General features: G+C 67.7%; 11 protein-coding genes and 2 pseudogenes. 11 read left to right on the top strand and 2 right to left on the bottom strand.

Annotation, left to right across the window (positions count from 1 at the left end; genetic code table 11):
* Nucleotides 1-17: 17 nt before the first annotated feature.
* The 11 genes and pseudogenes from ACFQGD_RS09615 to ACFQGD_RS09565 all read left to right on the top strand — a co-directional run bounded on the left by ACFQGD_RS09615 (nucleotide 18) and on the right by ACFQGD_RS09565 (nucleotide 10,333).
* On the top strand, nucleotides 18-1,043 hold the full coding sequence (locus ACFQGD_RS09615) for an amidohydrolase family protein (RefSeq protein ID WP_345392783.1): 1,026 nt from the start codon (nucleotides 18-20) through the stop codon (nucleotides 1,041-1,043).
* A gap of 2 nt (nucleotides 1,044-1,045) precedes the next feature.
* Nucleotides 1,046-1,840 carry an iron-sulfur cluster assembly protein gene (locus tag ACFQGD_RS09610; protein WP_345392791.1) on the top strand — a complete coding sequence of 265 codons (795 nt, stop codon included), beginning with the start codon at nucleotides 1,046-1,048 and terminating at the stop codon, nucleotides 1,838-1,840.
* 10 nt (nucleotides 1,841-1,850) lie between these two features.
* Nucleotides 1,851-2,876 (top strand): NAD(P)-dependent alcohol dehydrogenase, encoded by a 1,026-nt coding sequence (locus tag ACFQGD_RS09605; protein WP_345392794.1) that lies wholly within the window; start codon nucleotides 1,851-1,853, stop codon nucleotides 2,874-2,876.
* A gap of 46 nt (nucleotides 2,877-2,922) precedes the next feature.
* Nucleotides 2,923-4,614: a chaperonin GroEL gene (gene groL, locus ACFQGD_RS09600; RefSeq protein ID WP_345392797.1), complete on the top strand. Its 1,692-nt coding sequence runs from the start codon at nucleotides 2,923-2,925 to the stop codon at nucleotides 4,612-4,614.
* A gap of 10 nt (nucleotides 4,615-4,624) precedes the next feature.
* Nucleotides 4,625-4,954 carry a putative quinol monooxygenase gene (locus ACFQGD_RS09595; protein WP_345392800.1) on the top strand — a complete coding sequence of 110 codons (330 nt, stop codon included), beginning with the start codon at nucleotides 4,625-4,627 and terminating at the stop codon, nucleotides 4,952-4,954.
* Complete coding sequence (locus ACFQGD_RS09590) at nucleotides 4,951-5,691, top strand: aldehyde dehydrogenase family protein (RefSeq protein WP_345392803.1); 741 nt, start codon at nucleotides 4,951-4,953, stop codon at nucleotides 5,689-5,691. The genes ACFQGD_RS09595 and ACFQGD_RS09590 overlap by 4 nt, the downstream gene beginning before the upstream one ends.
* A 5-nt stretch (nucleotides 5,692-5,696) precedes the next feature.
* Nucleotides 5,697-6,377 carry an aldehyde dehydrogenase family protein gene (locus ACFQGD_RS09585; RefSeq protein ID WP_345392806.1) on the top strand — a complete coding sequence of 227 codons (681 nt, stop codon included), beginning with the start codon at nucleotides 5,697-5,699 and terminating at the stop codon, nucleotides 6,375-6,377.
* Nucleotides 6,374-7,232 (top strand): annotated as a pseudogene (locus ACFQGD_RS09580) (IS5 family transposase). Before ACFQGD_RS09585 ends, ACFQGD_RS09580 begins: the two are co-directional and overlap by 4 nt.
* A gap of 256 nt (nucleotides 7,233-7,488) precedes the next feature.
* On the top strand, nucleotides 7,489-9,264 hold the full coding sequence (locus ACFQGD_RS09575) for a sigma-54-dependent Fis family transcriptional regulator (RefSeq protein ID WP_345403469.1): 1,776 nt from the start codon (nucleotides 7,489-7,491) through the stop codon (nucleotides 9,262-9,264).
* Nucleotides 9,265-9,412: 148 nt separating this feature from the next.
* Nucleotides 9,413-9,593 (top strand): annotated as a pseudogene (locus ACFQGD_RS09570) (hypothetical protein); the annotation flags it as partial.
* A gap of 173 nt (nucleotides 9,594-9,766) precedes the next feature.
* On the top strand, nucleotides 9,767-10,333 hold the full coding sequence (locus tag ACFQGD_RS09565; RefSeq protein ID WP_345403466.1) for an enoyl-CoA hydratase-related protein: 567 nt from the start codon (nucleotides 9,767-9,769) through the stop codon (nucleotides 10,331-10,333).
* A gap of 16 nt (nucleotides 10,334-10,349) precedes the next feature.
* Here ACFQGD_RS09565 and ACFQGD_RS09560 read toward each other — a convergent pair whose 3' ends face one another.
* The gene (locus tag ACFQGD_RS09560; RefSeq protein ID WP_345403463.1) at nucleotides 10,350-10,610 is read right to left on the bottom strand and encodes a hypothetical protein; all 261 of its coding nucleotides are present in this window, start codon (nucleotides 10,608-10,610) and stop codon (nucleotides 10,350-10,352) included.
* Nucleotides 10,611-10,657: 47 nt separating this feature from the next.
* Nucleotides 10,658-13,912, bottom strand: coding sequence for an AfsR/SARP family transcriptional regulator (locus ACFQGD_RS09555; RefSeq protein WP_390183629.1), 3,255 nt, complete (start codon nucleotides 13,910-13,912; stop codon nucleotides 10,658-10,660).
* Nucleotides 13,913-13,917: the final 5 nt, after the last annotated feature.

The following is a 13,917-nucleotide window of genomic DNA, read 5'->3' as shown; positions in this document are numbered from 1 at the left end:
AACCAGGAGGGAACACCGTGTACGAGAAGAACGGCGAGAAATATTTCGTAGTCGATGGCCATACGCATTTCTGGGACGCGAGTCCGCGGAACTGGGTTCCTGGCCAGGAACAGTATGCCAAGGGTTGGATCGAGTGCTTCCACGCATACCAGGGCCTTGGTCCACCCGAGACGCACTGGTCGCTTGAGGACTTCCAGAAGTACTCCGAAGAACGGATGATGAAAGACGTCTTCGATGACGGTTACGTCGATGTCGCGATCTTCCAGCCCACCAACCTCAAGCAGTGGTACACCGAGGGCTTCAACACCGTCGAGCGCAACGCGATTCTGAAGGAGAAGTACCCCGACAAGTTCGTGCTCAACACGACGTTCGATCCCCGCGAGGGCGATGCTGGCCTGCGCAAGCTGGAAGCCGACGTCGACCGGTGGGGTTGCAAGGGCGTGAAGCTCTACACCGCGGAGTGGCGCGGTGACTCTCGAGGCTGGGACCTCAGGAGCGATGACGCGACCCGGTACTTGGAGAAGTGCCGCGAGCTAGGCATCAAGAACGTCCATGTCCACAAAGGACCAACGATCTGGCCGCTTGACAAAGATGCCTTCGACGTCCGCGATGTCGACTACGCGGCGACCAACTTCCCCGAGTTGAACTTCATCGTCGAGCACGTCGGGCTGCCAAGGATCGAAGACTTCTGCTTCATGGCGGTGCAGGAGCCCAACGTCTACGCGGGTCTCGCGGTCGTCGTCGGCGGGCTGATGCACGCGAGGCCGAGGTTCTTCAACAAGGTCATGGGCGAGCTACTGTTCTGGCTCGGCGAGGACAAGCTGATCTTCGGCGCCGACTACGCCATCTGGGAGCCGAAGTGGCAGGTCGAGGGCTTCGTCGACTGGAACATGCCGGACACCGAGGAGTACTCCGACTACGGCAAGGTCAGCGTCGAGGCGAAGAAGAAGATCCTCGGCCTCAACGCGGCCAAGCTGTACGACCTCGACGTCCCCGCAGAGCTGCGTCTCGACCAACCGGCCGCCCAGCCGGTTGCATCGTGACGATGACGGCCGCACGCTCCGCGGGCGCCTTCACCGACCAGGCCGCCGGTGTCGCGGCGGCGGTCTGGTCGGCGTTGGCCACCGTCCGCGATCCAGAACTGGACGACCCGCTCACCGAACTCGGGTTCGTCTCCCACCACGAGGTCACCGCCGAGGGCGAGGCCGTTGTTCGGCTGCGGCTGCCCACTTACTTCTGCGCGCCGAACTTCGCTTACCTGATGGTCGCCGACTCCTACGACGCGGTGTCGGCGGTACCTGGTGTGACGAAGGCCGACGTGCGGTTGGAGGACCACTTCGCCGCCGACGCGATCAACACCGGTGTGGCCGCGCGCGCCGGTTTCGTCGAGTCATTCCGCGGCGAGGCCGCCGCCGAACTGGACGAACTGCGGGCTGACTTCCTGCGCAAGGCGGTGCTGGCGGGTACCGATCGGGTGTGCCGCGCGCTTGTCGCGTCCGGCGTCGACCAGTCCCGGCTCGCCCATCTCACACTCGCTGACGCGCCGGAGGGCCCGGACCTGTGGCGGCTCATCGACCGCAGGCACGAGCTCGGTCTGCCCTGCCGCGACAGCGACGCGCTCATCGTCGACCCCGCGACCGGCGAGGCCGTCCAGCCCGATGCGCTCCGGATGCATCTGGGCCTCGCCAGGGCGACGCGCGTCAGCCAGGAAGCCAACTCCGGGGTGTGCCGGGGCATGTTGGCCGTCCGCTACCCCGGCATCGGCACGCACAGCAGCACCGCGAACGAGGCCGCCACCGACGCCGAGCGGGAGCGCGACCAGCGCACGAACCAGCATTGAGGAGAACACCATGAAGGCCGTCAGGGTGCACAAGTACCACCAACAACCATCCATCGACGAGGTTCCCGAACCGACCGTGAAGGGCCCGTTCGACGTCGTCGTCAAGATCGGCGGCGCCGGGGTGTGCCGCACCGACCTGCACATCATCGAGGAGCAGTGGGCCGACAAGACCGGCGTCGCGCTGCCGTACACCATCGGACACGAGAACGCGGGCTGGGTGCACGACGTCGGCTCCGCGGTGTCCAATGTGGCCATCGGTGACACCGTGATCCTGCACCCGACGCCGACCTGCGGGCTGTGCCGGGCGTGCCGGGCGGGCGACGACATGCACTGCTCCAACAACGCCTTCCCCGGCATCGACTGCGACGGCGGCATGGCCGAGTACCTGCTGACCTCCGCGCGAGCGTGCATCAAACTCGACCCCGGCACCCAGCCGGAAGACGTCGCCGCGCTCGCGGACGCGGGCATCACCGCGTACCACGCGGTACGCAAGGCCGCGCCGCTGCTGTACCCCGGCACGACCTGCGTGGTCAACGGCGCGGGCGGGCTCGGCCACATCGGCATCCAGTCGCTGCGCGCGCTGACCGCGACCAACATCGTCGTCGTCGACCGCAACGCAGAGGCGCTGGACCTCGCCAAGCAACTCGGCGCGGACCAGACGGTGCTGGCCGACGGGAAACATGTCGACACCGTCCTCGATATCACCAACGGCGACGGTGCCGAGGTCGTGCTGGACTTCGTCGCCGAGCAGGGCGCGCAGCAGGACGCGTTCGCGATGACGCAGCGGGCGGGCTCGCACTTCGTCATCGGCTACGGCAGCAACATCGACATCCCGACGATCGACATCATCTCCACCGAGCGCAACATCATCGGCAACCTGGTCGGCACCTACAACGACCTCGCCGAACTGATGGTGCTCGCGCAAGCGGGCAAGGTCACGTTGCACACCAAGAAGTATCCCCTCGATGCCGCGCTCGACGCGCTGGCCGATCTCGACGCGGGCCGTGTCAGGGGCCGCGCCATCCTCACCCCCTGATCGCCACCTATCCGCACCCGTCACGACTCAACGAGGAGATCGCACCATGGCCAAGGAATTGCGCTTCGGGCCGCAGGCCCGCGAACTACTGCTCAGCGGCGTGGACAAGCTCGCGGAGGCGGTCAAGTCCACGCTCGGCCCCAAGGGCCGCAACGTGATCCTGGAGCAGATCACCGGATCGCCTGATGTCACCAACGACGGTGTGACCATCGCGCGCGAGATCCACCTGAAGAACCAGTTCGAGAACATGGGCGCGCAGCTGGTCAAGGAAGCCGCCATCAAGACCAACGACATCGTCGGCGACGGCACGACGACGGCGACGGTGCTCGCACAAGCCATCGTGCACGAGGGCATGAAGGCGATCAGCAACGGCGGCAACCCGGTGTTGGTCAAGCGTGGCATCGACAAGGCGGTCGCCATGCTGGTGGAGCACCTGCAACAGGTGGCCCACCCCGTCGAGTCAAGCGACGACTACGCACGGGTGGCGGCCATCTCGGCGAACGACGACGACAACGTGGGCGCCGTGATCGGCAGGGCGCTGCACACCGTCGGCGACGCGGGCGTCGTCACCGTCGAGGAGTCCCCCGCGATCGGGATGAGCGTCGACTTCGTGGAGGGCTTCGAGTTCGACAACGGCTACATGTCGCCGTACCTGGTCAACGACCCCGGCAGGATGGAGGCGGTCCTCGAGGATCCGTACATCCTGTTGTGCGCCCACAAGATCAGCAAGGTGCAGGATCTGATGCCCCTGCTGGACAAGATCATGCGCGACCCGAGGCCGCTGGTCATCATCGCGGAGACCGTCGAGGGCTCGGCGTTGAGCATGCTGGTGCACAACCACCGCAACGGCACGTTCCAGGCGACCGCGGTCCAGGCGCCCGGCTTCGGTGACCGCAGGCTGCACAAGCTGGAGGACATCGCCGCCATCACCGGCGGCGCGGTGCTGTCCAAGCAGTCCAGCTTCTCGCTGGAGACGATCACGCTGGAACACCTCGGCCGCGCGCGGCAGGTGCGGGTCACCGAGAACTCCACCACGATCATCGATGGCGCTGGTGGTCCCGAGCGGCTCGACTTCCGGATCAGCCAGCTCCGCGCCGAGCTGGAGCGCGCCCAGTACGGCATCGACGAGGACGTCCTCACCGAGCGGATCGGCGCGTTGACCGGCAAGGTCGCGGTGATCAGGGTCGGTGCGGCGACGCCGTCCGAGCTGAAGGAGCTGCAGCACAGGGTGGAGGACGCGCTGTCCGCCACAAGGGCAGCGATGGCCGAGGGCATCGTCGCCGGCGGCGGCGCCGCGCTGCTACACGCCGAGCGGGTGCTGGCCGACCACGGCCTGACCGGTGACTACGCCATCGGCGCCGAGATCGTGCGCAGTGCGCTCACCGAACCCGCGTACCTGATCGCGGACAACGCGGGCTACAACGCGCGCGAGGTCGTGACCAAGACCGCGCAGCTCGGTGACGACGAGGGTTTCGACGCGCTACACGACCGCTACGGCAATATGATCGAGCTCGGAATCATCGATCCATTACGGGTGTGCCGCTCGGCGTTGCAGAACGGCGCTTCCGTCGCGGGCCTGCTGCTCACGACCAATTCGCTTGTCGCGGAGGAGCAGACGCCGTGGGGCGGAAGTCCGGCATTGATGACCGAGTTCGGACCGCTCGACGAGGGCCTGAACCAGCCGTCTCCGGATGCGAGCACACCGCAGTCGCTCGGCCTAGGGCCCTCGGTCGGCTGAGGAGGCTGCCATGATTTTCATCGTCGTCAAGTTCACGATCCGCCCGGAGTACAGCGAGAGCTGGCTCGACGCGGTGTCCGAGTTCACCGCGAGCACCAGGGCCGAGCCCGGCAACCTGTTCTTCGAGTGGTCGAAGAGCCTCGAGGTGCCGCACCAGTACGTGCTCGTGGAGGGCTTCGCCTCGCAGGAGGCGGGCGAGCAGCACGTGAACTCCCCGCACTTCAAAGCAGCGATGAGCTGGATGCCGGACTACATCGCGACCAAGCCGGAGATCATCAACGCCGAGATCCCCAACGAAGGGTGGGGCGAGATGGGCGAGCTGACACCGAGTAGCCCATGACGGACACGCTCGAACGGGTCAGGCTGCGCATCGGCGGCAAAGCCGTCGATGCGGCGTCGGGTGCGACCTTCGAGTCGCGGAACCCGTACACCGGCCGGAGCTGGGCGGTGCTGCCCGACGGCGGCGTCGCGGACGTCGACGCCGCCGTCGCGGCGGCACGGGAGGCGTTCGAGGGCGAGTGGAGCCGCACCGCGGGTCAACAGCGGGCGGCGCTCATGCGACGTCTCGCCGAGCTGATCGGTGAGAACGCGGAACGGCTCGCTCGGCTTGAGGTCAACGACTCGGGCAAGCTGTACCGGGAGATGCGAGGGCAGCTCACCGCTCTCGGCGAGTGGTACCACTACTACGCGGGGCTCGCGGACAAGCTGGAGGGTCGCCAGATCCCCGCGCCGAACCCGGACTACCTGGTCTATACCCGCAAGGAACCGATCGGTGTAGTCGCCGCGATCACCCCGTGGAACTCGCCGCTGTTGTTGCTGAGCTGGAAGCTCGCGCCAGCACTGGCGGCGGGGTGCACGATCGTGGTGAAGCCGTCTGAGCACGCGCCGGTATCCACACTCGCGTTCGCGGAACTCTTCGAGCAGGCTGGGTTCCCGCCCGGCGTCGTCAACGTCGTCACCAGCCAGTCCCGCGAGGTTGGTGCACACCTCGCGGGACACCCTGGCGTGGACAAGGTGGCCTTCACCGGGTCGACAGCGACCGGGGGGCGGTGGCGCGCGCCGCCGCCGAGAACCTGACAGCGGTGAGCCTGGAGCTCGGCGGGAAGTCACCGCAGGTCGTGTTCGACGACGCCGACCTCGCCGCGGCGGCCAACGGCGTGGTCGCCGGCGTTTTCGCGGCGGCGGGCCAGACGTGCATGGCCGGTTCGCGGCTGATCGTGCACGAGAGCGTGCATGACGAACTGGTCGAGCAGGTGGCCGAGCGCGCGGCGGCGATCCGGCTCGGCGACCCGGGGGACCCGGCAACCGAGATGGGCCCGATCGCCAACCAGCCGCAGTACGAGAAGGTGCTCAGCCACCTGCGTCAGGCGACGGCGGACGGCGCCCGCGTCGTCGCCGGCGGGACGGCGGACGAGGAACTCGGCGGACTTTTCGTGCGGCCGACCGTGCTCACTGGCGTGACACCGGACGCCGCCGTGGTGCGGGAGGAGGTGTTCGGGCCGGTACTCGCGGCGTATCCGTTCACCGACGAGGAGGAAGCGATCACGCTGGCGAACGACACGCCGTACGGGCTGGCGGGCGCGGTGTGGACCAAGGACGTCCACCGCGCGCACCGCGTGGCCGCACGGTTACGCGCGGGAACCGTATGGATCAACGCCTATCGCGCGGTGGCTCCGAGCGTGCCGTTCGGCGGCTACGGACAATCCGGCCTAGGGCGTGTCTCCCGAATATCGGCCGGTGGTTCGCTGATGATCGGTGAATGATCAGAACTGGTGTGATCACGGACGAGTTGTGGGAGTCGATCGAGCCGGTGTTGCCGTCTGATGTTGGGCGGCGTGGTGCGCGCTGGCGTGATCACCGTCAGGTGCTGGAAGCGATCGCGTGGCGCTTTCGCACCGGATCGCCGTGGCGTGATGTGCCCGCTGAGTTCGGCCCCTGGCAGACCTTGTGGAAGCGGCATCGCCGCTGGTCAAGCGACGGCACGTACGAGCGGATCTTCGAGCATGTGCTGTCCGACCACGCCGATACGGGCAAGCTGGACTGGTTGCTGTCGGTGGACTCCACCGTCGTGCGGGCGCACCAGCATGCCGCCGGCGCGCCCTCCGCGGACCACACAGGGGGCCAGGTCGAATGACAAGATTTCCGAGCCGGACGACCACGCGATCGGTCGTTCGCGCGGCGGATTGACCACCAAGGTCCACGCCCTGGTCACCTCCGGTGTCCGCCCGGTGGCCATGCTGCTGTCCGCCGGGCAAGCCGGGGACAATCCGCGCCTGGCGCCGTTGCTCGAGGCCCTGGCCGCGACCGGGCACCGGCCGGATCGCCTGCTGGCGGACAAGGCCTACTCACACCCGTCGACTCGCCGCGAACTGCGGCGGCGACGCCTCCGGCACACCATCCCCGAGCGCTCCGACCAGGCCAAACGCCGTAAGGACAAGGGGTCCGCCGGTGGTCGGCCACCGGGTTTCGACCCCGAGCTCTACAAGCAGCGCAACACCGTCGAGCGCGGTTTCGGCCGGTTCAAGCAGTGGCGCGGAATCGCGACCCGCTACGACAAGTACGCGCGGACCTACTTCGGCGGCGTACTCCTCGCCGCCACCGTCATGCTCGCCCGATGAATCGGGAGACACGCTCTAGGCAGAGAAAACGGATGGGAGGCGATTGAGCATTACATCGAGAACAAAGCCGTCTGGGTCGAGCTGAGCGGCCGCACCCGCGACCCGTTCACGCTCGGGTGAATCACCCGTTTGCCAACCAGAAATCTCAAGATGAGACAGACCTGTCTACACCTGGGCCGTACCCTAAGGAACGGCACTCCATGTGATGCACATAACTGCGACCTTCGGCGTCGCGACACGCCGAGGAGGTGAGACCGTGACCCAGCTGGAGGGTCGTGACGCTACACAAGTCGCTACGGCGCGAGAGCGGTTCCTCAGTGCCGAGAACGTTCACTCCGGGGAGGTGCGCGACACCATCCTGAAGTCGTGGCGCAGGTCGAAGAGCCTGCGTGTCGCCGCGGATCGCATCCAGCTCCCCTTCATCAAGGATCCCGAGCGGGACACCCCGCTGACCCGCAGCGCGGCGCCGATCCTGCGGCGGCTCCAGGACCAACTCAACGACCTACCGGTCAGCGTGATCCTCACCGACCCCAACGGCGTCGTGCTCGACCGCAGGACCGATGACACCAACCTGGAGCGGTATCTCGACCGCGTCCAGCTCGCACCAGGGTTCAGCTACGCGGAGGAGTACGTCGGCACCAACGGCATCGGTACCGCGCTGGAGGGTCTGCAACCGGCGGCGGTATTCGGGCATGAGCACTACGCGGAAAGCCTGGACACGCTGGGCTGCGCGGGCGTACCGATCCGGCATCCGACATCAGGACAGGTACTCGGCCTGCTCGACCTCACCTGCTGGCGCAAGGAGGCTGGCCCGCTGCTGATGACGCTGGCCAAGGCCACCGCCAAGGACATCGAACAGGAACTGACCAGTCAGGTCGGCCAACGGGAGCTGAGCCTGTTCACCGAGTACCTGCGTGCGTGCAAGCGGGGGCACGGCTTGGTGTTCGCCCTCGACAACGACCTCGTCGTCACCAACGAGCACGCCCGCGAGGTGCTCTCACCCCAAGACCAGGACGCGCTGCTCGCCAAGGCCGCGGAAGCCTTGTGCCGCCGCGAACACGTCACCATCGACGTCGACCTGCCGAGCGGTGGGCGGGCACGGATGTCGTTCACCCCGGTCACGAGCCCGGTTGGCCCCGCGGGCGGTGTGGTGCGCGCCAAACTGACGCGCAGGGCCGAGTTACCCAACGTCAACATCGATCATGGCCCCATGCTGCCCGGCGTCGTTGGGTCGGGGGCGTTGTGGGTGCACGCCTGCCAGGAGATCGACAACCATCACTCGGTGCGCGAATGGTTGCTGGTCGAAGGAGAGCCTGGCGTCGGCAAGCACACGGTAATCAAGGGCGTGCACGCGCGGTCGTGCCCGACCGAGCCCTACATCATGATCGATTTCGCCGCGCAGAACAACAACGACGGCGAGTGGTCGCGGCGGCTCCGCCAAAGCTTGATGGACGGCGACGGCACCCTCGTACTGCGCCACATCGACGCGCTGCCAACCGAGTACCGGCCGGTGCTCGCCAGAGAGCTGTCCGCGGCGAGCGCGGGAGCGACACCCTGGGTGGTCGCGACCTCGAGCTCGTCGCGCGAACACATCGGGCAGGACCTGCTCCGGCACTTCCCCACCTCGGTGACGGTGCCACCGCTACGCCACCACATCGACGACCTCAACGAGCTGGTGCCGTTCCTGCTGCTGCAGCTGAGCAAGGACACCTGGCTGATGTGCGCGCGTAGCACCGTCCAGTTGCTCATGCGCTCGAGCTGGCCCGGCAATGTCGCACAGCTGCGGAAGGTGCTGCGCAAGGTCATGCTGCACCGCCGATCGGGCACGGTGCAGCCGGACGACCTCCCGCCGGAATGCCGCTCGGTGGCCAGGCGCGTGCTGACACCGCTGGAGTCGATGGAGCGAGACGCGATCGTGCAGGCGCTGCTCGATGCCGAAGGGAACAAGACGACGGCCGCGCGCGCCCTGGGGGTCTCACGCGCGACCATCTACCGAAAGATTCGGGAGTACGGCATCGACGTACCGGCATGAAGCCACGTCTCATACCGGCACGGCGCGTTCGATGGTCCGCGTCGCTCGCCGGAGCCCGCGTCTCACACTGAGACCTCCGCACGGCGGATCGCGCGGTTTCCTGTACGCAGGCAGCCAAAACGATCCGGCGCCACAGGAGGTGGTGAGCATGCCACAACGAAAAAGCATCGTCGTGACGTCACCAAGAGCACGCGCGATACTGGCCGCGGTGGCCGATGGCCGCGCGGAAGTGTCGGACAGTTGCGAACCCGACATGTTCATCGATGGGCTCGCCTGCTGTGATCAAACACTCGCGCATGCCCTCGCGCACGCGGGCCTGATACGACCCATTGGGCCAGCGATGCCGTCCGGGCGCCACGTCGTCGCGCTCACCGCGCGTGGTGTCGAATCGCTGGCGTGGTCGTTCGGCGACGCGACGCGTTCCGCGAGCACGGCGGATTCTTCTCCCGGGTTCGCACGCTCCCGTGACACGGTGCGTCCGCGACAGGAGGCGAGCTAAGGGATGCTCGACCTGGAGGAACGCGACGGCGTCGCCGTTATTCATCTGCACGGCGCTGACCACAACCGGCTCGACACCGCATTGCTGCGGCGGTTGGCGGCGGCGATGGGGTTCGTCGGTCCGACACGTCCGGTGGTGCTGACCGGGCATCGGCGGACGTTCGCGATCGGTGCGGAAGTGGCGGGCACACCCGAGCTACTGGCTGCCCAGGACGATGCGTTGCGCGCGGTCGCCGAGCATCAGGCGCCAGTCGTGACCGCGCTCAACGGCGACGCGCTCGACACCGGTTTCGCCCTCGCCGCGGCGGCCGATGTCCGACTGATGGAACGCGGGCTGATCGGCACCGTCGCCTCGCCACGAGGCGATGCTCCGCTGTCGGCGGTAGGGCGGGAACTGGTGCGCACGGCGTTCGCACGGTGCGGTGTACCGATGCCGTCCGGCGCGCTGGCTTTCACGGCGGCGGAAGCCGAGACCGCTGGGTTCGTCCAACGGCCGGTGCGTCTGACATGCCTGCTCGACGAAGCAGTGCAGCATGCGAGGAACGGAATGCGCCTCCCGCAGCGGGTGTAGTCCTACCGGGACGCCGCTACTCCGAGTACGACGCTTCCCGCTCCGGGACCGCGACGTCACCGCGCGCGGCATCACACGCAACCTGATCATCTAGCGACGGTGGCGTCACCGAAACCTCTCCTGGCACACGGGAACCAGTGAGCAGGCCGACGACCTCACCGTCGTAACAGGTGAACTCGAGCAGGATCACGCCTGGCTCGAGGTTGACCATCCGTCGCATCCTGCTCAGCCCGAGCAGCACCGTCGAGTCGTGCTGGGGACAGTAGACGGGAAACATGACACCACTGTCGCCGGTAGTGCTGACGATTCCCTGACGGTGCGAAGCTAGGAGCGGTCCAGTATTCGATCGACCGCGCCCGCCACATCACCCAGCTCGCCGGCCAGCGACTTACCCCTCAGTTCCGCCCGCTCGACCACCTCGGGGGTGAGCCGATCCCGCACGACGACCTCAGCCTTGTCGATCTCGGGGATCTCGCCTCGCGGTCGTGGTGTGCCCGACTCGGCACGCAACGCTCGAGCGGTGCCGAGCAGCACCGCGGCTCGTTCCGACGGGGCGAGGGCGACGGCCAGCCCCTCCAGCGCGAGGGCCACCGCCCTACGGTCGCCGCTGGCGATCGCGGCGTCCAATGCCGTCCGCTGCCGGCGCGCCGCATCCTGAACATTCCCCGCGACGCTGGCGGTCAGCCCGATCATCGCGCTGGTGAACGCGATACCGGAGACCGAGCCGATCTGGCGGTAATGCCGCAGGGCGGCCTCGTGTCGAATCCGCGCCTGGTGTGGCTTACCCGCCCGTCGCAGCACCAGACCGAGCCCGTTGTCGGCGTAGGCGACGGTGCTGGCGATACCCAGCTGCCTGGCGAGATCGCGGGCATGCAGCAGCAGGCGCTCCGCCGCGTCGAGGTCAGCGGTCAACGCGCACAGGTTGCCGATACGGACGAGCTGGTACGCATGCACATCACGCAACCCCAGCCGCTCGGCCAGCTCGATCACCCGTTCCCGAGCACGCCGCGACGACGAGTAGTCGCCCGCCATCTCATCCAATCCGGCGAGCAGATCCAACGACTGCGCCTGCCCCCACAGGTCCGCGGAGTCGACGAAGCCAGCGTGGGACGCCTCCGCGTAGTGACGCGCCTCAGGTACGCGGCCGTGCAGCGTGGCCTCAACACCCGCGGTGAACCGGGCCGCCGCCGTGTACCACTGATCGTCTTCACGTTCGGCGACGTCCTCGATCCGTTCCCGGAACCGCCTGGCACGGTTCGGGTCGCCGCGCTGGTACAGCCGGTCGGCGACAAGGATGGCGACAAGCAGCAAGCCGGTGTCCCACTGTCGCGATGGGATCTTGTCGAGCGCCAGGATGCACTCCTCTATGGCCTCCTCCGCATCGCCACCGGTGAAGCCGAGCGCTCCCGCCCATGCCCGCGCCGTCCAGATCCGCGGCATGTCGTCACTCGCCGTGATTCGGCTCAGCAAATCGGACAGGACAGCGCGGCCCTCGTTGCGCCTGCCACTGAGCCACCAGTACCAGCCCATCGCGGTCGCCGCGCGCAACGCGCTCTCAACCCGCCCCGCCGACAGGAAGGTGCGGATCGCCGTCAGCACATCGGGGTGGTTCGCGCCGAGCAGCGCGAAAGCCTCCGGCTGGTTAGGCCCGCGGAGCAGCGGGTCGGTGCGTTCCGCCAACCGCAGGAAATACTCCGCGTGCGCGAGCACGATGGCATCGCGGTCCGGATGGCTCGCGAGCGTGCGTGCCGCGTAGTCACGAATGGCTTCCAGCAGCCGGTACGGCGCCAGCGGGCTCGCGGGGTCGTAGTTGACCAGCGAGCGCTCCACCAGCCGTGCCATCGTGGTGGCCACTTCCTCATGCGGCACCGACGCGTCGGCCAGCGCGTACGCCGCGTCAAGCCCCCACCTGCCCTCGATGGTCGAGACCCTGGTCAGCAGGTCGGTCTCGGCGGGATCGAGCAGCCCCCAGCTGCGGTCGATGGTGTCGTTGAGCGTGCAGTCGTTGCCGTTTTGCAGCAGATGCCGATCGTCGCGGAGGTGGTCGGCCACGTCGTTGAGGGTCATGCCGCGCAGCAGACCCGCGGCGACCTCCATCGCGAGTGGAATGCCTTCGGTGCGGCGCACGATCGCGGTGACCCGGTCCAGGTCGGAATCGGAGAGTGACTCGGCGCTCAACCGCGCCCGCGCGCAGAACAACGCGACCGCTTCCGACGCGAGGCAGGCATCCCGCCCAGCGCCCTCGGGTGGCACCGGCAGCGGGTCAAGACGCAGCACGACCTCTTCCGGCAAGCCGAGCAGCACCCGCGTCGTAGTCACCAGCCGCAAACCGGGGCACCGCACGAGTAGCTTACGTGCCAGCGTGGCGACGTCGGCGGTGATGTGTTCGCAGTTGTCGAGCACGAGCACCGCGTCCCTGTCTCCGATGCCGGCACACATCCGATCAAGCGGATCCCGGTGGCGGTCCGAGACAACTCGCTCGTCGGCACCGAGGCTGGCGCCATCGCGGTCCCGGACCGTCCGCAACACCGTGTCGGCAACCTCGGTTAGACGATCGGTCGCACAGTCGTGTTCGGCGACGCCGCGCAAATCCGCGAACCACACGCCGTCCGCGGGCGGCATCATCGAACTGAGCGTGTTCACGACGAGACGGGTCTTCCCGATCCCGCCGGGACCGGTCACCGTGATCAGCCGCTCCCGCTCGATCAGCTCGCACAGTCGCTCCCGGTCCCGGTGTCTGCCGATGAAGCTGGTCGATTCCGCGGGAAGCCGGACCGGAGCGCCCCCTGTGGAGCCGGCGGCCATCGGGCGCTGCGTGAGCACGTCCGCGTGCGCGGTGCGCAACTCAGCACCTGGATCGACGCCAAGTTCGCCCGCTAGCAGCTCGCGACCCTCGGTGTACACCGTCAGAGCCTCGGCTTGTCTGCCCTGCCTGGCCAATGCCCGCATCGCCAGGGCACGCAACGACTCCCGAAGTGGATGTTCGGCGAGGATGCGTAGCAGTCTGTCCGGCATGTCGCGGCTGCCGCCCACCGACAGCCAGGTGGTGGCGTGGAACTCGACAGCGGTGAGATAACGGGCGGTGAGATGCTCGGCTGCCACCGCGGCGTACGGGTAGTCCCGCAGCTCCGGCAGTGGCTCGCCCCGCCACAGCGCCAGCGCCTCGTCGAGCAGTCCGTACGCGCGGGCGAGCCGGTCGCCATCGATGTCACGGCGCGCCTCGGCAATCAGGTTCTCGAACCGAACCGCATCGACCGCATCATCGGGCACGGCAAGCCGGTAACCACCCTCATCGGCGCGCAGCAGCGCACGGCCGCGTTCCGGATCGCCGGGAGCGAGCGCGCTCCGCAAGCTCGACACCTTGGCCTGCAGCGCGTTGCGCGCCTTGCTCGGCGCGTCCTCACCCCACAGCGCGTCGATGATCCGGTCAGCGGGCACCGGGTACCCGTGGTGAACCAGCAGATAGCCGAGTAATGCGCGTTGCTTGGCTCCTGGAATCGAAATCCGGACATCGCCGTCCCAGACCGCGAGCTGACCGAGGATCTGGAACCGCATACCGGTCACATTACGACTGACCACCGACG

The organism is Haloechinothrix salitolerans (assembly GCF_042662605.1).
Taxonomy (GTDB): Bacteria; Actinomycetota; Actinomycetes; order Mycobacteriales; family Pseudonocardiaceae; genus Haloechinothrix_A; species Haloechinothrix_A salitolerans.
The sequence above is the reverse complement of the archived record's forward strand: the minus strand, read 5'-3'. Positions and strand labels throughout refer to the sequence as shown.

What these genes read in the sequence shown, in the direction of transcription:
- ACFQGD_RS09610 (WP_345392791.1), top strand. Translation starts at nt 1,046, where the DNA reads ATGACGGCCGCACGCTCCGCGGGCGCCTTCACCGACCAGGCCGCCGGT.
- ACFQGD_RS09605 (WP_345392794.1), top strand. Translation starts at nt 1,851, where the DNA reads ATGAAGGCCGTCAGGGTGCACAAGTACCACCAACAACCATCCATCGAC.
- groL (WP_345392797.1), top strand. Translation starts at nt 2,923, where the DNA reads ATGGCCAAGGAATTGCGCTTCGGGCCGCAGGCCCGCGAACTACTGCTC.
- ACFQGD_RS09595 (WP_345392800.1), top strand. Translation starts at nt 4,625, where the DNA reads ATGATTTTCATCGTCGTCAAGTTCACGATCCGCCCGGAGTACAGCGAG.
- ACFQGD_RS09590 (WP_345392803.1), top strand. Translation starts at nt 4,951, where the DNA reads ATGACGGACACGCTCGAACGGGTCAGGCTGCGCATCGGCGGCAAAGCC.
- ACFQGD_RS09565 (WP_345403466.1), top strand. Translation starts at nt 9,767, where the DNA reads ATGCTCGACCTGGAGGAACGCGACGGCGTCGCCGTTATTCATCTGCAC.
- ACFQGD_RS09560 (WP_345403463.1), bottom strand. Translation starts at nt 10,610, where the DNA reads ATGTTTCCCGTCTACTGTCCCCAGCACGACTCGACGGTGCTGCTCGGG.